General features: G+C 46.1%; 16 protein-coding genes and 1 riboswitch. Of the genes, 13 read left to right on the top strand and 3 right to left on the bottom strand.

The window, feature by feature from the left end; translation table 11 throughout:
- Window positions 1–68 precede the first annotated feature (68 nt).
- From M1D69_RS18795 to amj, 3 genes are all read left to right on the top strand, one after another.
- Complete coding sequence (locus M1D69_RS18795; RefSeq protein ID WP_059334509.1) at window positions 69–620, top strand: GNAT family N-acetyltransferase; 552 nt, start codon at window positions 69–71, stop codon at window positions 618–620.
- A gap of 77 nt (window positions 621–697) precedes the next feature.
- On the top strand, window positions 698–1,120 hold the full coding sequence (locus tag M1D69_RS18790; RefSeq protein WP_119995252.1) for a pyridoxamine 5'-phosphate oxidase family protein: 423 nt from the start codon (window positions 698–700) through the stop codon (window positions 1,118–1,120).
- 510 nt (window positions 1,121–1,630) lie between these two features.
- On the top strand, window positions 1,631–2,440 hold the full coding sequence (gene amj, locus M1D69_RS18785) for a lipid II flippase Amj (protein WP_458105218.1): 810 nt from the start codon (window positions 1,631–1,633) through the stop codon (window positions 2,438–2,440).
- Window positions 2,441–2,478: 38 nt separating this feature from the next.
- On the opposite strand, the gene M1D69_RS18780 is transcribed toward amj, so the two are convergent.
- Window positions 2,479–2,916: a carboxymuconolactone decarboxylase family protein gene (locus tag M1D69_RS18780; protein ID WP_458105219.1), complete on the bottom strand. Its 438-nt coding sequence runs from the start codon at window positions 2,914–2,916 to the stop codon at window positions 2,479–2,481.
- Window positions 2,917–3,040: 124 nt separating this feature from the next.
- A complete protein-coding gene (locus tag M1D69_RS18775) occupies window positions 3,041–3,331 on the bottom strand; it encodes a DUF3817 domain-containing protein (protein WP_010333070.1) in 291 nt (96 codons plus the stop codon).
- A 182-nt stretch (window positions 3,332–3,513) separates the two neighbouring features.
- Between M1D69_RS18775 and lrpC the strand changes: the two genes are divergently transcribed.
- The 10 genes from lrpC (at window position 3,514) to M1D69_RS18725 (ending at window position 18,001) form a co-directional block, all read left to right on the top strand.
- Window positions 3,514–3,948, top strand: coding sequence for a transcriptional regulator LrpC (gene lrpC / locus M1D69_RS18770; RefSeq protein ID WP_010333071.1), 435 nt, complete (start codon window positions 3,514–3,516; stop codon window positions 3,946–3,948).
- 64 nt (window positions 3,949–4,012) lie between these two features.
- Window positions 4,013–6,196, top strand: coding sequence for a DNA topoisomerase III (locus tag M1D69_RS18765; protein WP_458105220.1), 2,184 nt, complete (start codon window positions 4,013–4,015; stop codon window positions 6,194–6,196).
- Window positions 6,197–6,391: 195 nt separating this feature from the next.
- Entirely contained in the window at window positions 6,392–7,486 is a 1,095-nt protein-coding gene (locus tag M1D69_RS18760; RefSeq protein ID WP_458105221.1) for a lipoprotein YdaJ, read from the top strand.
- Window positions 7,467–8,318 carry a diguanylate cyclase domain-containing protein gene (locus M1D69_RS18755; protein WP_059291930.1) on the top strand — a complete coding sequence of 284 codons (852 nt, stop codon included), beginning with the start codon at window positions 7,467–7,469 and terminating at the stop codon, window positions 8,316–8,318. Before M1D69_RS18760 ends, M1D69_RS18755 begins: the two co-directional genes overlap by 20 nt.
- A complete protein-coding gene (locus tag M1D69_RS18750) occupies window positions 8,308–10,038 on the top strand; it encodes a DUF2334 domain-containing protein (protein ID WP_458105222.1) in 1,731 nt (576 codons plus the stop codon). The genes M1D69_RS18755 and M1D69_RS18750 overlap by 11 nt, the downstream gene beginning before the upstream one ends.
- Window positions 10,031–11,293, top strand: a complete 1,263-nt coding sequence (locus M1D69_RS18745) for a glycosyltransferase family 2 protein (RefSeq protein ID WP_458105223.1) — start codon at window positions 10,031–10,033, stop codon at window positions 11,291–11,293. Before M1D69_RS18750 ends, M1D69_RS18745 begins: the two co-directional genes overlap by 8 nt.
- Window positions 11,294–11,298: 5 nt before the next feature.
- Window positions 11,299–13,410, top strand: coding sequence for a cellulose biosynthesis cyclic di-GMP-binding regulatory protein BcsB (locus M1D69_RS18740; RefSeq protein WP_458105224.1), 2,112 nt, complete (start codon window positions 11,299–11,301; stop codon window positions 13,408–13,410).
- A 135-nt stretch (window positions 13,411–13,545) separates the two neighbouring features.
- A riboswitch (cyclic di-AMP (ydaO/yuaA leader) is annotated at window positions 13,546–13,690 on the top strand.
- Window positions 13,691–13,879: 189 nt separating this feature from the next.
- Window positions 13,880–15,703, top strand: coding sequence for a potassium transporter KimA (kimA, locus tag M1D69_RS18735; protein WP_024120267.1), 1,824 nt, complete (start codon window positions 13,880–13,882; stop codon window positions 15,701–15,703).
- 57 nt (window positions 15,704–15,760) lie between these two features.
- Entirely contained in the window at window positions 15,761–16,213 is a 453-nt protein-coding gene (locus tag M1D69_RS18730) for an NUDIX hydrolase (protein ID WP_458105225.1), read from the top strand.
- Window positions 16,214–16,276: 63 nt separating this feature from the next.
- The gene (locus M1D69_RS18725) at window positions 16,277–18,001 is read left to right on the top strand and encodes a pyruvate oxidase (RefSeq protein WP_458105226.1); all 1,725 of its coding nucleotides are present in this window, start codon (window positions 16,277–16,279) and stop codon (window positions 17,999–18,001) included.
- A 249-nt stretch (window positions 18,002–18,250) separates the two neighbouring features.
- Here M1D69_RS18725 and M1D69_RS18720 read toward each other — a convergent pair whose 3' ends face one another.
- Window positions 18,251–18,520, bottom strand: coding sequence for a hypothetical protein (locus M1D69_RS18720; protein WP_458105227.1), 270 nt, complete (start codon window positions 18,518–18,520; stop codon window positions 18,251–18,253).
- Between the last annotated feature and the right edge of the window lie 69 nt (window positions 18,521–18,589).

Here is an 18,589-nt window from a genome sequence, read left to right as displayed (position 1 = left end):
CCTTTTTTTATATTGAAAAAAAAGGAAACATCGTTATAATGGGTAAAAAAGGAAAGAGGGCGAGGGAGATGTTCACCTGCAGTGTAAACGAGCACATTACCATCCGGTTATTGGAGCCAAAGGATGCGGATCGGCTGGCGGCGATCATTCATGAAAATCAACAGCGAATCAGCCAATGGCTATTCTGGGCTGAAAATCCAAGTGATGCCGAAACGTACAGGGAAACGCTCATTCCGGATTGGCGGCGTCAGTATGCTGATCTGAACGGTATCGAAGCGGGGATTCTGTATGACGGCAGCTTGTGCGGCATGATTGGCCTGCATAACCTTGACCAAGTGAATAAAAAAGCGGAAATTGGCTATTGGATTGACGGGGAATACGAAGGAAAAGGCATTATCACTGCCGCCTGCCGGGCACTCATCACATATGCTTTTCAGGACCTGGAATTGAATCGGGTTGCCATCTGCGCGGCTGCCGGAAATCACAAAAGCAGAGCGATCCCGGAGCGCCTCGGCTTTCAAGAGGAAAGAACAGCAAGGGAAGGCATATTCATTAAAGGCAAGTTCCACGACCTCGTCTATTACAGTCTGTTAAAGCGTGAATGGGAAGCAGAAAAATAAAGAGCGCATTTTCTTGTTTAAATCGTTCCCGGATGTGGAAAAGTAACAGCGGAGACGTTAAAAAGGAGTGATTCGAGATGAATCAGCAAGATATTAAACAAAAAGTGCTTGATGTTCTAGATCACCATAAAGTAGGTTCGCTCGCAACGGTTCAAAAGGGCAAACCGCATTCCCGCTACATGACTTTCTTCCATGACGGGCTGACGATTTATACACCGACAAGCAAAGAAACTCATAAAGCTGAAGAAATTGAGAATAACCCTAATGTGCACATTTTATTAGGCTATGATTGTGAAGGCTTTGGCGATGCGTATGTCGAAGTTGCAGGAAAAGCCAAAATCAACAATTCATCAGAATTGAAAGACAAAATCTGGAGTTCTAAATTGGAGCGCTGGTTCGACGGCAAGGATGACCCGAATCTGGTGATTCTTGAAATCGAACCGGAAGATATCAGATTAATGAATGCGGGAGAGAAAACACCAGTCTCACTCGAATTATAATAAAAGTTTGTATTTGCAGGGGCGATATGTTATCATGAATAGCTAAGCAAGAAAAATAAGCAAATAAAAAAGAAAGTAAACTTCTTTTTTCTGTTTTGAGAGAGAAGCTTTTACCGCTTCACAAGCAGCAAATCAGCTGCCCTTATTCTTTTCCTTCATAACAAATCGCCCCTAACGATGAGATGGAAAAAAGACTTTTTTGTTTTACAATTCACACCGGCGCGGCTTCGGAGCCGCAGTGACGATTGAGAGGTAGGGCTTTCGTTGTCTTGTGTTCAAGAAATTTCCATGGTGTTTACTTTCCAGAATGATTCTTCGGAACAATGCTACATGAATCGAACCCGCCCGAATCGGCGGATCATATAATCTTTATTTGCGTATAGAAAAGAATAAGACAAACCGCTCGGCGTAAGCCGGCGGTTTTTTATTGTGAAAAAACAAATCACACATGAAACTTCTGGTTGTTTCCTTCAGTCTTATCACTAGGATGAAACTGGAGGAAAGAATACTGTGCATGTCATTACAACACAAGTCGTTTTTATTTTCTGTTTTTTGTTATTGATTCACTCAATAGAGACCCTTGCCTATGCCACAAGGCTTTCAGGGGCCCGGGTAGGGTTTATCGCATCAGCGCTTTCCTTGTTTAATGTCATGGTAATCGTGTCAAGAATGTCGAACATGGTGCAGCAGCCCTTCACGGGGCGCTTAATTGACGATGCCGGAAAAAACGCGCTGGCGCTCGTAGGCGAGCAGTTCCGGTTCTTGATCTTTGGCTCGACGGTTGGGACTATTGTGGGCATTATCCTGCTCCCGTCGTTTGTCGCCCTGTTTTCACGTGCGATCATCCACTTGGCGGGCGGGGGCGGCTCCGTTTTACAAGTCCTTCGGAAAGGATTTTCTAAGAATGGATTTAAAAATGCCTGCTCCTATTTGCGTCTGCCGTCTGCTTCGTATTTGAAGGGATTTCACATGCGCTTGATTCCAAAACGGCTGTTTGTCATCAACATGCTGATCACGTCCATTTATACAATTGGCGTGCTCTCCGCATTGTACGCAGGGCTGCTAGCACCCGAGCGAAGCACGACGGCGGTTATGGCCTCAGGCTTAATCAACGGGATTGCGACGATGCTGCTGGCCATTTTTGTTGACCCGAAAGTGTCTGTTCTTGCCGATGATGTGGCAAAAGGAAAACGAAGCTATATTTATTTGAAATGGACCTCTGTGACAATGGTGACGTCAAGGGTGGCGGGCACACTTCTTGCCCAGCTTATGTTTATCCCTGGCGCATATTATATCGCGTGGCTGACAAAATGGTTTTGAAAGCGAAAAGCTGACCCGGTAAAAGGTCAGCTTTTTATTTATTCGGCGATGTTGCCCATAGAGATAGCGATTCGGTTCCAGCTGTTAATCTGATTAATGATGAGGATTAAATCAACATATTCTTTTTCATTATAGTATTTACGCACCTCTTGATAAACATCATCAGGCACACGCTTGTTAGAAACAAAAGTGACATGCTCCGTCAGCAATAACGCTGCTTTTTCTTCAGGTGTATAAAAACTGCACTCTTCCCAAGCGTTTAATCCGTAAATGCGCTCTTCGGTTTCTCCCATTTTTCGGGCATCTTTCGTATGAATGTTAATGCAGTAGGCGCAGCCGTTTAATTGTGATGCTCTTATTTTCATTAGCTCTCTTGTTGTCCGGTTAATACCGGATGTTTTCGTGTATGCCTCCATATTCATCATGATATGTAACCCATCAGGTGCTATTTGGTTGTAGGGAATCCTCTTCGTCATCATTCCCTCTCCTTTCACTACTGTATCATTATTACTTGATGATTAAGTTAAAAAAGAAAACAGCCTGAAGCAGATCCAAGCTGTTTTTCTTAACAGTGCGGCGCACAACATGCCGCTTTATCGTTTATTTAAAGTTTCTTAATCCGCGGTCGTACAAAAAGTTTCCGAATGGGACGAATGCGGCCACGAAACCGGCGGCTGACCATTTCAGCGACCATTTCACAGAGAACGTCACATAGGCCAACACAAGCAAATACAAAATAAACAATCCGCCGTGAACAGAACCGACAATTGTTACCGCAAGCGAAAGGCCTGCCCAATATTTGAGCGGCATGGCGACGAAAAGCAGGATTAAGAGTGACATTCCTTCAATAAAACCCATCGTGCGAAGTCTTCCGATCGGCGTTTGCAGCATAAATCGCCCTCCTTGTGGACACGTTTTCATCTATACTATAAACAATCCGGCGGGCATATATGACAAGTTTGAGAAAATGTTCGGAAAACATTCATATTTAAAAAATCTATCTTGGACCTCAGTCTTGTCATTTACACAAATTCCCGAGATAATGTGAACAAAAATAAAAGAAGGATTTTGATATGAAACTTGACCAAATTGATTTGAATATCATTGCGGAACTGAAAAAAGACAGCCGTTTGTCCATGAGGGAGTTAGGAAGGAAAATTAAGCTGTCCCCGCCATCGGTCACCGAACGGGTGAGACAGCTGGAATCGTTTGGCATCATTAAGCAATATACGCTGGAGGTTGATCAGAAAAAACTTGGCCTTCCGGTTTCCTGTATTGTCGAGGCAACCGTCAAAAACGGGGATTACGATCGATTCAAAAGCTACATTCAAACGCTGCCGAATATTGAATTTTGCTACCGGATTGCGGGAGCGGCCTGCTATATACTGAAAATCAACGCGGAGAGCCTTGAAGCAGTAGAAGCTTTCATCAACAAAACAACGCCTTACGCCCAAACCGTCACTCACGTCATTTTCTCAGAAATTGACACGAAAAACGGGCGCGGTTAGAGAGTGTCTGTTCAAGTCTGTTATAATAAAAGGATGAGCGTGAAAGAAAGAGAAGTGATCAAGCATGTCAAAAACAGTTGTATTAGCTGAAAAACCTTCAGTCGGCCGCGATTTGGCCCGGGTGCTGAAGTGCCATAAAAAAGGGAACGGTTATCTCGAAGGAGATCAATATATTGTCACATGGGCTTTAGGCCATTTGGTGACACTTGCTGATCCGGAAGGCTATGGAAAAGAATTTCAATCATGGCGGCTTGAGGATCTGCCGATTATCCCCGAACCGCTAAAGCTTGTTGTTATCAAAAAAACCGGAAAGCAGTTCAATGCGGTGAAAGCGCAGCTTACCCGCAAAGATGTCAATCAGATCGTCATCGCGACTGATGCCGGCCGGGAGGGTGAGCTCGTCGCACGCTGGATTATTGAAAAAGCGAACGTCCGCAAACCGATCAAACGGCTGTGGATTTCATCTGTAACGGACAAAGCGATCAAGGAAGGTTTTCAAAAGCTGCGCAGCGGCAAAGAGTATGAAAATCTGTACCACTCAGCCGTTGCCAGAGCAGAAGCGGATTGGATTGTCGGTATTAACGCGACCCGTGCGCTCACCACAAAATTCAATGCCCAGCTTTCATGCGGACGTGTGCAGACGCCGACGCTAGCCATGATTGCCAAGCGCGAGTCGGACATCCAAGCCTTTAAGCCTGTTCCGTATTACGGCATTCGCGCGGCAGTCGATGGCATGACGCTGACGTGGCAGGACAAAAAATCGAAGCAGACGAGAACATTCGATCAAGGCGTGACAAGCCGTTTGCTAAAAGAACTTGATGGAAAACAGGCAGTGGTCGCTGAACTGAAAAAAACAGCGAAAAAAAGCTTTGCTCCTGCGCTTTACGACTTGACGGAACTCCAGCGGGACGCCCACAAACGTTTCGGATTTTCCGCCAAAGAAACGCTCTCAGTTCTGCAGAAGCTGTATGAGCAGCACAAGCTTGTCACATATCCGCGGACAGATTCACGGTTTTTATCCAGTGACATTGTTCCAACCTTAAAAGACCGGCTGGAGGGCATGGAAGTGAAACCGTATGTCCAATATGTCACTCAAATTAAAAAACGCGGCATCAAATCGCACAAAGGCTACGTCAACGATGCTAAGGTGTCAGACCACCATGCGATTATCCCGACTGAAGAGCCGCTTGTTCTCAGCAGTCTCAGCGATAAAGAACGCAAGCTGTATGACCTGATTGCCAAACGTTTCTTAGCTGTGTTGATGCCGGCTTTTGAATATGAAGAAACAAAGGTCATGGCAGAAATCGGCGGAGAAACCTTTACCGCGAAGGGAAAAACCGTACAGTCACAAGGCTGGAAAGCTGTTTATGATATGGCTGACGAGGATGACGAGCAGGAGGACGACAGAGATCAGACGCTGCCGGCTCTGCAAAAAGGCGCCTCGCTCACTGTCCGCACATTAACTGAAACAAGCGGTCAAACCAAACCGCCGGCCCGTTTTAATGAAGGGACGCTGCTGTCAGCTATGGAGAACCCAAGCGCCTTTATGCAGGGAGAGGAAAAAGGCCTTGTCAAAACGCTCGGCGAAACAGGGGGTCTCGGCACGGTGGCAACGCGTGCCGATATTATCGAAAAACTGTTCAACAGCTTTTTAATTGAGAAAAAAGACAAAGACATTTTTATCACCTCAAAAGGAAAACAGCTCCTGCAGCTCGTTCCTGAGGATCTGAAATCACCTGCTTTAACGGCAGAGTGGGAACAAAAGCTGTCCGCCATTGCGGCCGGTAAATTAAAATCCGCTGTCTTTATTAAAGACATGAAGGCTTATGCTAAGCAAACGGTAACAGAAATCAAAAACAGCAGCCAAACCTTCAGACATGATAACATCACGGGAACGGCATGTCCGGAGTGCGGCAAAATGATGCTGAAGGTAAACGGCAAGCGCGGCACCATGCTCGTGTGCCAGGACCGGGAATGCGGGAGCAGAAAAACGATCGCCAGAAAAACAAACGCGCGCTGCCCGAACTGCCATAAAAGAATGGAGCTTCGCGGCCAAGGAGAAGGCCAGACCTTCGCGTGCGTTTGCGGGCACCGTGAGAAGCTTTCTGTATTTGAAAAACGGAAAAACAAAGACAAAGGGCGCGCTACAAAGCGAGACGTCTCTTCTTATATGAAAAAACAAAATAAAGACGAACCGATTAACAATGCGCTGGCGGAACAGCTGAAGAAACTCGGTTTGGATCAATAAAAAGAAACCTGTGCGATTCGCACAGGTTTTTTATTGGACTTAGGTCCTGTTTTTTGAAAGTTCAAAAAGGGGAAAAAAAGCTAGCAATCTTCGTTTTTTTCTTCTATAGTTAATATAATTTGTAACATGGCAGTAATAATTTCGTCATATATTGGTGCGTCTGATTCGCTTCGGACGACAAAGGGGGACTTGCCTGTGCGGCATGTGTTGGTCGCTGCTATCTTATTTTGCTTATCTATCGGACTTTCCGCAGGGTGTGCTGAAGCTGGGAATAAAACCCTATATCAGTCTGAGGCAGACATGAATACCCGCCCGCTTCAGCCGGCGGAGTATTTCATCTATCACAATCTTATGAATGAACAAGGGCTTATCAAAACAGATTTCTCAGATCAGCCCTCCTATTTATCAGAATCGATTGGCCTGTGGATGGAGTTTTTGGTCAGCAGACAAGACGCCTCGCATTTTCAGGAGCAATATCAGCATCTGACGGATTCTTTTCTTCTGAATCATCAGTTGGTGACATGGAAGATACAAAACGGTCAAGCGAGCGGGACAAACGCGCTGATTGATGATATGAGAATCATGGTGTCTCTCGATCAGGCAGCTGCTCTTTGGGGGAGCAGCCAATATGAAAAAATAGCCCGTGAGATCGGCACGGCTTTAAAGACATACAACATGTACAACGGGATGTTTACAGACTTTTACGATTCAGCCTCTCATGCCGCTTCAAAGGACGTGACGCTTTCGTATGTCATGCCCGATGCACTAGCTGTTTTGAAAAAGTATGGAATCATAGACGAAGAAACAGAACAGCGAAATGCCGATGTTCTCTATCTAGCCCCTTTAAAGAATGGTTTCCTGCCAAAGACGTACAGCGCAGAGTCGAAGCAGTACAAATATGACAGTGAAGTAAACGTCATTGACCAGCTGTACGCCGCATGGCATTTGCCGGAAAGGAATGAAACAGCCGCTGTGATAGCAGAGTGGGTCAAAAAGGAATTTCAGGCAAACGGAAAGCTGTACGGACGATATTCGGCAGATACGAAGGAGCCTGCCGTCCAATATGAGTCGCCGTCCGTATACGCATTAGCTGCTTTATTTTTAACAAAACAGCATGAAGACAGCTCGGTCATCAAAGCGATTTATGATAGAATGAATGACTTTGAAATTCTTGATCCGGCGAAACCGTATTATGGGGGTTACATGAGCGGCTCCGACACGCACTCGTTCGACAATCTGCTGCCGCTGTTAGCCGAAAGGAAGCTTTTTAATGAAACGATCATTCAATGAATCACAAAAATTATATGCTTATCTTTCAGGGCTCATCGCAGCCCTGTCTCTGTTTATTTTTTATGTGTCCGCCGAGCAGTCGGAGGGCTTTCTGATCATTTGCATCACATTTGTCGTGATCGGGGCCGGCATTTGGTTCGGTCCGATTTACGCGCTGGCGGTCACCTTAATCGTTCTCTTTGTTCTCGGCACGCTCATGATGTTTTTTCAGACTGGACAGGCTGTGATGTTTTCGGCTGAAGACGGGCTGCGCATGCTTATCGTGTGGGGAATTGCGCTTTTGCTGTTTTCCTTTATATCAGGAAGAATCCATGATATCGCAGCAGAGCTGCGCCGTTCAGTCAAACGACTTCAATCTGAAATCAAAAGCTTCGTGGCTGTCGATAGAGTGACGGGCTTTGATAATAAGCAAAGAATGAAACTGGAACTGTCAGAGGAAATCAAACGGGCGGAGCGCTACGGCAATTCCTTTGTCTTTTTGCTGCTTCATATGCATTATTTCAAGGAATTTAAGTCTCTGTACGGGGAGAAAGAGACCGACCTTCTCTTTCAATTCGTCAGCCGGCAAATCAGGTCAAGCGTCCGGGAAACGGATAAAAAATTCCGCCCCTCTGACGAGCGCTTCGGCATTGTGCTGACACACACGCCGGCTGAACATATGCCGGCCGTCCTGACAAAGCTGAAAAAACAGCTGGACACGTATCAGCTGACAAACGGAAAGTATGTGTCTCTTACGTTCCATGTCTGTTATTTACCTTATCGAAGAGATATAAGGACGGCTGATCAATTTTTAGAAGAACTGGAAAACGAGATGATGATGAATGAACTTTAAAAGAATAACGCTACTTTGCGTGTCCGTTCTGATGCTGACAGCTATTGCTTCTATGCCTATTTCTGCCCAAGCGAAGGGGCAGGATTCCGGCATTCTCATCATCTATTCAACCTTGGACGGCAAAGAGTCGCCTCAAGTCAAAATGCTCGATTTATTGGCCGGCCATTTTGCAACTCATGTCACGGTCAGAAAAGATTCGGATGTTACAGCATCTGATGTGAAAGGCAAAGAACATGTCATCTATTACGGGCAAACGAAAAGAAAGCTCAGCAAAAAACTGGTATCTCTTATCAGCGGCGTAAAAAAACCTGTCGTCGCCATCGGCTATAACGCCGGACAAATCAGCCAATTTTCCGGTTCTTCCTTAACCCGCAAAGAACATGTCTATCAGATTCACAGCAGCACGGAAAAAAACGATGTCTCCTTAGAGAGCGGGCTTAACGTGCTGAGCGTATCAGGCCTGAAAGGAAAGGAGCTGTATACCTTTAAATCTGATGACGGCAAAACGAGTCCGTTTATATGGAAAACGGATAAATCAAATGTGTACATCGGCTTAACCAATCTGTTAAATGACAATCTGATTGTGGCGAAAGAGCTTCGGGAAGCATTTGGAGAGAAGGCCGGAACCGCGCTTTTATATTTGCGGCTGGAGGATATCAGCCCGATGTCTGATGAAACATTGCTGCTTCAAGCCGGTACATATCTGTACAAGAGACATGTGCCTTTTATCCTGTCAGTCATTCCGGTGTATCTGAATCCGGAAACAGGCGATAAAGTGTATTTGTCTGATAAACCGAAGATGGTCAAGGTATTGAAAAAACTGCAAAGCATGGGCGGCAGTATCATTGTTCACGGCTACACACACGCCTATCGCCACAGTGAAACAGGAGAGGGTTTCGAATTTTGGGATGCCAAGGCGGACCAGCCGATCACTTCGGAAAATGCCGATAACACTCCGTCCATTTTGGAAAAGGAACAGGCTTTTCCGAATGAACAGGCCTATAAGAGCTATTTGAAGCCGTTTCAGGAAAAGGAAGAAACATATACAAGGCAAAAGCTGACGCACGCCATTGAGGATTTAACCTCGGCAGGGCTTTATCCGCTGGCATTTGAAGCCCCGCACTATACGATGTCTGAGTACGGCTATCAAATGGCTTCACAGTATTTCTCAAGCATTTTCGGGCAGGTGCAGCTCAGCGATACAACATGGAAAACTTCCGGCGCATCCCCTTTTTTGACCAAACCAGCTATGCTGCATGGGATGACGCTGTATCCGGAAACAATCGGTTTTGTCGATACATCAAAGCAAAACCCGCTCGGCGATATGGAGGAACACATTTCCCAGATGATTGATTTTGAAGGCGGAGTGGCCGGAGGGTTTTATCACCCGTATCTCGGGATGAAATATTTGCCGGAGCTCGTTGACCAGATGGAACGCATTCCGGACAGTGAATGGCTTGATTTGAAGAAAACGCAGCAAACCGTCAAAACGGACAAAGTGGAAATCCATACAAGCGGTGACGGAACGGTTCACGTAAAAAACAATGTAAGTGCCATTGGCGAGTTTTTCGACCACCATCGGCAAACACCGCTGGAAAAGGCGTTATGGATTCTCTCCGCCGTTGTGCTCTTGTTTGTCGTGATGTTTGTCAGCTATACGTTTTACTTGAGAGCCACATTGAAAAAAAGAATGTTTAAGGAGAGAAGAAGCCTTGGGTAATACGCTGTTCTTTATCTCGCTAAGTTTAATATGGGTGATGCTTCTCTATCACATGTTTCTCATGCAAGGCGGGTTCCGCCACTACATGACCTTCGAGCGGAACATTCCGAAGTGGAGAGAAAATATGAAGGAGCTGCCGAAGGTCAGTGTGCTCATTCCGGCCCATAATGAAGAAGTTGTCATTCGGCAGACGCTGAAGGCAATGGTGAATCTTTATTATCCGAAGGACCGGCTGGAGGTTATTGTGGTAAACGATAATTCTTCAGACCGGACGGGTGATATCGTCAATGAATTTTCCGAGAAATACGATTTTATCAAAATGGTGATCACAAAACCGCCTAACGCCGGAAAAGGCAAATCCTCGGCGCTCAACTCCGGTTTTGCTGAATCGAACGGCGATGTCATTTGTGTATATGACGCCGACAACACGCCTGAAAAAATGGCCGTGTATTATCTTGTTCTCGGTCTGATGAATGACGAGAAGGCAGGCGCAGTGGTGGGGAAATTCCGCGTCATCAATGCGGCAAAAACGCTGTTGACGAAGTTTATCAATATTGAAACGATCTGTTTTCAGTGGATGGCCCAGGGAGGCAGATGGAAGTGGTTCAAAATCGCTACCATTCCCGGAACCAATTTCGCGATCCGCAGAAGCATTATTGAAAAGCTCGGGGGCTGGGATGATAAAGCGCTGGCTGAAGATACCGAGCTGACCATCCGGGTGTATAACCTCGGCTATCACATCCGCTTTTTCCCGGCAGCTATTACTTGGGAGCAGGAGCCGGAAACGTGGAAGGTGTGGTGGCGCCAGCGGACGAGGTGGGCGCGCGGCAACCAATATGTCGTCCTGAAGTTTTTGGCGCAGTTTTTCAAACTGAAACGAAAACGGATTATCTTTGACTTGTTTTACTTTTTCTTTACGTATTTCCTGTTTTTCTTTGGCGTGATTATGTCAAACACGATATTTGTGGTCAATCTGTTTTATGATTTGCATTTGGCGGTCGGGTTTTTGGCAATGATCCTTTGGATTTTGGCGTTTTTCTTATTTATGACGGAGGTCATGATAACGTTAAGCATCGAAAAAACAGAAATGAACAGACAAAACTTCTTTATCGTATTTCTTATGTACTTTACGTACTCGCAGGCATGGATTGTGCTCGTGATCTATTCTTTATTCGTAGAAATCAAGCACCGTTTATTCAAGCAAGAGGTCAAATGGTACAAAACAGAACGATACAATCAACATAAAAGCGGGTGACCTTTTTGAAACAACTACTTATTTTTCTTACAAGCTTCTTGCTGCTGGCGATGACCGGACAAGCGGCCTTCGCTCAAGAGATGCAGGTCTATGGCTCGCTGCTGGGCAAAAGCAGCCGTGAACAAGCCAAACAGCAGGTGCTGACAAACGATCTTATGACATTGTACGGATCAAAAGACAGCGCGGAACTGACGTATCAGATTCCGGCAGGCGCCTCTTCCGGCAGCCAGCAATTGGTGATTGAATATGAGGCATCAGATCTTTTAATTTCCCCTTCATCGTTAACGGCTGTAATTGACAATGAACCGGTAAAAACGTTAAAGCTAAACGGCGATTCAAAACGGAAAACACTGAAGCTGAACTTGAACAAAAGCCAGTCCGCCCCAGGCTATCACAGCGTATCACTGAAATTTTACGGCGTCTTGAAAGAGGGCGTCTGCGTCAGACAGGATACGTCCGGCAACTGGATCAAAATTTATCCGGACAGCCGCCTGACGCTGGCGGACAGCAGTGAAGCGAAGGGAACGTCGCTGGACCATTATCCGTATCCTTTCGCCCAATCGGGAAATACAGCGGAGAAAACCGCCATCGTCATTCCGGATGACCCAAGTTCGGCGGAAATTGAAGCTGCAGTGAAAACAGAAGGCTATTTGAAAATGGTGGACAGCAGTATCAGCATTTCGTATGTCACGGAATCTGAAATGAAGAAAATCGACAAGCCGACGATTTTCATCGGAGTGGATAAGCATTGGAACGGCAAGGTGAAGAATCTGATCAAACAAGCCGGCTTACAGGCAAAAGGAGAAAAACTGCTGCTTGCGGAGCGCGTGCTGAAAGCACAGGGCAAGCAGCAGCCGGTTCTGTTTGCACAAGCGGCATCTGATGATGTGCTCTCAGAAAAAATCAGCGTCATCACCGATCAGACTTACACCGGCCAGCTAAGCGGGGAAACACTTTCAATTGGCAAGCTTCAGAAGGCTGAAAAGCAGGAAAGCAATAAGCTGACCCTTGAGAAATTCGGGGCAGAAGATATGACAATCGGAGCTGACAAAACATCTTCAGCACATTATTTTTATCCGGCTTCTGCGATGATAGACCAAAATCAATCAGCCAAGCTGTCGCTTAAACTAAAGAAATCGGAAACGATTCAAGCAGCCGCGGCAGAAAGCGGTTCAGCCTCTCAAGCAGCAGAGCTGAAGGTCCTCATCAACGGTCAGCCGCATTCAGTTCGACTTGATGAATTAGGAAAAGAAGATAAAAACGGATACTATCATGTCACGCTGAAAGTAGACCCTGAGCTGCTGCGGAAAAACCGCTACATTGATATACAGTTTATCACCACGGGCTTAAAGGAAAACAACCCTTGCAACACAACGGACGAAGAGAAATGGGTCTTCATTGATAAAAGCAGCACGTTGTCTTACACGATCAAAGGCACATCCCCGTCAGCCGATTTTCAAGAATGGCCGCTTCCATACGCCGGAAATCAGGAACAGGCAACACTGATTGTGCTCCCTGACAGCTTGAGCACATCCAAGCTTAAGGAGCTTTCTCTCGTTACTGATTCCTTTGGAAGCGAAGCCCAGCAATCTTTCACAGTAAGGAAAGCATCTGAAATTAAAGCGGAGGACGCGAAAGGACGGAACTTAATTTTCATCGGCGGCATCAGCCAGTTCTCTCTTTTGAAAGAGCAATCTTCTGATCTGCTCGTGCCTCAAGCGAAAGACGGCTCGTTTGACGTGTCGGGCTTTGAAATGCTGAACGAGACGACGAAACAAGTGGCATTTACCCAAGCGTCTTTATGGGATTCACATTATACGATGGCTGTTTTTGCACCGCTGAAAGGAAATGGCGCGGCCGTCACAAAAGAAATCATCAGCTTTTTGAACAGCAATGATGACACGGCGACCGTCACCAATGAAACAAACAGCCAGCAGGTGTTTACAAACCACCAGCAGCTCAAATCGGAAACAAACAGTTCTGAAGCGGAAAAAACAGCACAAGATCATGGGCAAAAACTGCTGTATATCGGCGTGCTGGCTCTCATGATGGTAATTGCGGCAGCCTTCATTTGGATAACCGTTAGACAAAGAAAGAGAAAGACAGACAGAGAATAAGACAGAGGCTGATTTCAGCCTCTGTTTTTTGTTTTTGGTTTAAGTTTTCCATATGTGGAACCTGTCATTTTATTTTTTTCTCCCGGCCAATAAGCCTCTTTACAACATACGTAAACGGGAGTATGATCTCTTTTAGAAAACAAATCGCTTAATCTGTAAACAGAGCGGGGGACCCATTTTGGCGGCATTTTGCCGCTCGGGGTGAATCCTTTTTAGGTAGGGCAAACTCTCATATGCCCGAATCCGTCAGCTAACCTCGTAAGCGTTCATGAGAGGAGATGAATGAAACCTGTGTTCGATGTTAAGGCACAGGGGCATCCGTTTGCCTCTGTGTTTTTTGCTGTTCAATTTTCAGGATGTAAATCGCGTACAGAATCATCATAGCAGAAAGGATTATTACAAAATGTGAGAGCAGATGCGGATGTTTTATTGTTTTAATGAAAAATGAAATTAAAAGGGGAAGACATCGATGTATCATTCAATCAAACGTTTTTTGATTGGGAAACCGTTAAAATCACAAGCAGCAGGAGAACAAAAACTGACGAAATTAAAGGCGCTTGCCATGCTTTCCTCAGATGCTTTATCATCTGTCGCTTACGGAACGGAACAAATTCTTATCATATTGGCGGCGGTAAGCGCTGCTGCATTTTGGTATTCCATTCCGATAGCGGTCGGCGTACTCATTTTGCTGCTCGCGCTGATTCTCTCATACAGGCAAATTATTTACGCTTATCCGCAGGGCGGCGGGGCGTACGTTGTATCAAAAGAAAACCTCGGCGAAAAGCCCGGGCTGATTGCAGGCGGTTCATTGCTTGTCGATTATATATTAACTGTAGCAGTAAGTATTTCCGCAGGGACGGACGCCATCACGTCGGCGTTCCCGGCACTGCATGATTATCATATACCGATTGCTGTTTTACTTGTTTTAGTGATTATGATTTTAAATCTGCGGGGGCTGTCAGAATCAGCATCGATTCTTGCCTACCCGGTCTATCTGTTTGTGGCGGCGCTTTTCATCCTGATTGCCGTCGGTCTTTTTAAGCTTATGACAGGGCAAATTGATCAGCCAGTCCATCATACACCGATCGGCACACCGGTAGCCGGCATTACGCTGTTTTTGCTGCTTAAGGCTTTTTCATCCGGCTGCTCCGCGCTCACCGGAGTTGAAGCGATCTCCAACGCGATTCCAGCCTTCAAAAACCCGCCTGCGCGAAACGCGGCGAGAACGTTGGCTATGATGGGGATCTTGCTTGCGGTTCTGTTTGCCGGCATTACGGTACTTGCATACGGTTACGGGACGGCTCCGAAACCGAATGAAACGGTCATTTCACAAATCGCGTCGGATACCTTCGGCAGAAATGTGTTTTACTATGTCATTCAAGGTGTGACATCGTTAATTTTGGTCCTTGCGGCGAATACGGGCTTTTCAGCCTTCCCGCAGCTTGCCTTCAACTTGGCGAGAGACCAATACATGCCGCGCATGTTTACAGTAAGAGGCGACCGCTTAGGCTTTTCAAACGGGATTATCTTTTTAGGCGTTGCCTCAATTGTGCTGATTCTGTTATTTGGAGGGCAGACGGAGCACTTAATCCCGTTATACGCGGTCGGTGTGTTTATTCCATTTACCCTTTCACAAACAGGGATGTGCATCAAATGGATCAAACAAAAACCAAAAGGCTGGATTGGAAAAATGCTGATCAACGCCTGCGGTGCATTGATATCGTTTATGGTTCTGTCCATCCTGTTTGTCACGAAGTTTAATGTCGTATGGCCTGTTTTAATCTTTATGCCTATCGTCGTTTTTTTGTTTTTTGCGATTAAAAATCACTATACGGCTGTCGGTGAACAGCTTCGCATCGTAAACAAACAGCCGGAAGAAATCAAAGGTACGGTCGTAATTGTGCCTGTAGCCGGCGTCACAACCGTCGTGCAAAAATCCATTCAATATGCGAAATCACTGTCAGATCAGGTCATTGCCGTTCACGTGTCGTTTGACAGAGAACAGGAAAAGAAAGTGGAAAAACGCTGGGAAGAGCTGAATAATGGAGTGCGTCTCGTCACGCTTCACTCTTCGTACAGAAGCCTGGTCCATCCGTTTGATAAGTTTTTGGAAACTGTTGAAGCAAAAGCGAAGAAGAAACAGTTTTCTGTCATGGTGCTGTTCCCGCAATTTATCACAAAAAAACGCTGGCACACCATTCTGCACAACCAGTCAGCCTTCCTGCTCAGAGTCCGGCTGTTCTGGAAGAAGGACATAATCGTTGCCACATTACCGTATCATTTTAAAAAGTGAGCAGCTAAGACCAAGGGACATCTCCTTGGTCTTTTTTAAAATAAAGGGGAGATGGCGATGTATACGGAAGGGGCATTTGTCATAGTGACAAACACAAAACGGCAGATTCTGCTGGTCAAACGAAAAGACGTTCCTTTATGGGATTTGCCGGGCGGACGGGTTGAATCAGGAGAAACCCCGGAGGCAGCGGCGGTCCGGGAGGTAATGGAAGAAACGGGATATCTGATAGAGCTTTCCGGGAAATTGGGTGTCTATCAAAGACCTAAGTTTCAAGACGAACAGCATGTGTTTGCAGGGAGCATAACAGGCGGACAAGCGATAGAAAACGGCATGGAAACGGCCGGGCTGAAATGGTTTTCGCCGGAGCGATTGCCGCTTTTGATGGTGCCAAATCGGAAAATGCAAATCAGAGATTTTCTAAACGGCGCTGCGGGCATCCATATTACCGTCAAGGACAAGAGCTTTTTGGCGGCCTTAGACCTGTTCAGAAGGAAATACAGCAAGCGATAGTTGCCTCCGGGTTTTAAACGGCTCCCCCTGTGGTATTAAAAAAAGGAAAAAGGAGGATACGGCATGGCACACAAAACAGCAGGACAAGCAATGACAGAACTGCTTGAACAATGGGGAGTTGATCATGTTTACGGCATCCCCGGAGACAGCATTAACGAATTTATTGAGGAACTGAGACACGACAGAAATCAATTGGAATTTATCCAAACCCGCCATGAAGAGGTGGCAGCGCTGGCAGCCGCGGCTGAGGCAAAACTCACCGGCAAGATCGGTGTCTGCCTGTCAATTGCAGGGCCGGGTGCGGTGCACTTATTGAACGGTTTATACGATGCAAAAGCGGACGGCGCTCCTGTGCTTGCGATTGCAGGCCAGGTTTCTTCAGGCGAAGTCGGACGGGACTACTTTCAGGAAATTAAACTTGAGCAAATGTTTGAAGACGTGGCAGTGTTCAACAGGGAGGTACATAGTGCGGAATCACTGCCGGATCTGTTGAATCAAGCGATCCGCACCGCCTACAGCAAAAAAGGCGTTGCGGTATTAAGTGTGTCAGATGACTTGTTTGCGGAGAAAATCAAACGGGAACCCGTTTACACATCACCGGTATATATTGAAGGAAATCTTGAACCGAAGAAAGAACAGCTTGTGACATGCGCGCAATACATTAACAATGCGAAGAAGCCGATCATTTTGGCGGGACAGGGAATGAAAAAGGCGAAGCGGGAGCTGCTTGAATTTGCGGATAAAGCAGCGGCGCCGATCGTCGTCACACTCCCCGCAAAAGGCGTTGTTCCCGATAAGCACCCGCACTTTCTCGGCAACCTTGGACAGATTGGGACAAAGCCGGCCTATGAGGCAATGGAAGAATGCGATTTGTTAATTATGCTCGGCACCTCGTTCCCGTATCGTGATTACTTGCCGGAAGACACACCGGCAATCCAGCTTGATTCAGACCCAGCGAAAATCGGCAAACGCTATCCGGTAACAGCGGGGCTTGTCTGTGACTCGACTCTCGGTCTGCGCGAATTGACGGAGTATATTGAATGGAAGGAAGACCGACGATTCCTGAATGCCTGCACTGAACATATGCAACATTGGTGGAACGAAATTGAAAAAGATGAAACTGAGGCGGCAACACCTCTAAAACCTCAGCAGGTCATCGCGCGTCTTCAGGAGGCAGCCGCCGAAGACGCGGTGCTGTCTGTAGATGTCGGCACTGTCACCGTCTGGATGGCACGTCATTTCAAAATGAAAGCGAACCAGGATTTCATCGTTTCCAGCTGGCTTGCGACAATGGGCTGCGGCCTGCCGGGAGCTATAGCGGCGAGCTTGTCTGAACCGGAGCGCCAAGCCATCGCAGTCTGCGGTGATGGGGGCTTTTCCATGGTCATGCAGGATCTTCCGACCGCGGTCAAATATAAGCTCCCGATTGCTGTCGTCATTTTAAACAATGAAAATCTCGGCATGATTGAATATGAACAGCAGGTCAAAGGGAACATCGACTATGTCACAAAACTTCAGAATGTCGACTATGCCGCATTTGCAGAAAGCTGCGGGGCAAAAGGCATCAAGGTGACGAGAGCGGAAGAACTTGCACCGGCTTTCCATGAGGCGCTTCACTCCGATCAGCCGGTCGTTGTCGACGTCATGATCGGAAACGAACCGCCGCTGCCCGGGAAAATCACCTACGGACAGGCAAAAGGCTTCAGCAAATATATGCTGAAAAACTTCTTCGAAAACCAAAAAATTGAAATGCCGTCATTGAAGAAAAGCTTAAAACGGTTATTCTAAAAAAACAGGGGCCCGTGAAGGCTCCTGTTTTTTGATTTTACGGAGGGTGAGTCATAAAATCGGTTGTTTGAACCTTTAAAATGACTCGTATATTTATTGGGATCAGCAGGAATGATCTATGCAGCCTGTCATGATTTTCGCCGTGCCCAAAACGGACACAAGGACAAGTGCATCTTCTTTCAAAGCAGATGCATTTGTCCTTGTCTGTTTATTTGTATCAAATCTTACAAAATGAATGTCTTTATAAGCTTATTTTCCTTTTTTCGAAAGTCCGAAAAAGAAAGGAAAAGCAGACCCAACTAATAAAGTGCCGAATAAAAACATTCCGCCGATAAACACGTGAAAATTAGCGCCTCCGGCCGTAAAAGCGGTAATCAAGGAAATGATACTGAGCACCACCATGACCATGCCGGGCGCGATTCGCATTTTTTTACCTGTTGATTTATAAGCGATAACAGAACATAAAATTCCGATAACAATAGGGACAATCCATAAATAAAACAGAATAAATACTGACATTATCAAAACTCCGATTTTTTCTTCTATCATAACAAATTTCTGTAAAAAATGATATTAATGAGCTTTTAA

The sequence above is a fragment of the Bacillus sp. PK3-037 genome (assembly GCF_054161355.1).
Note: the sequence above shows the minus strand (reverse complement) of the source record. Positions and strands in the feature narration are given on the sequence as shown.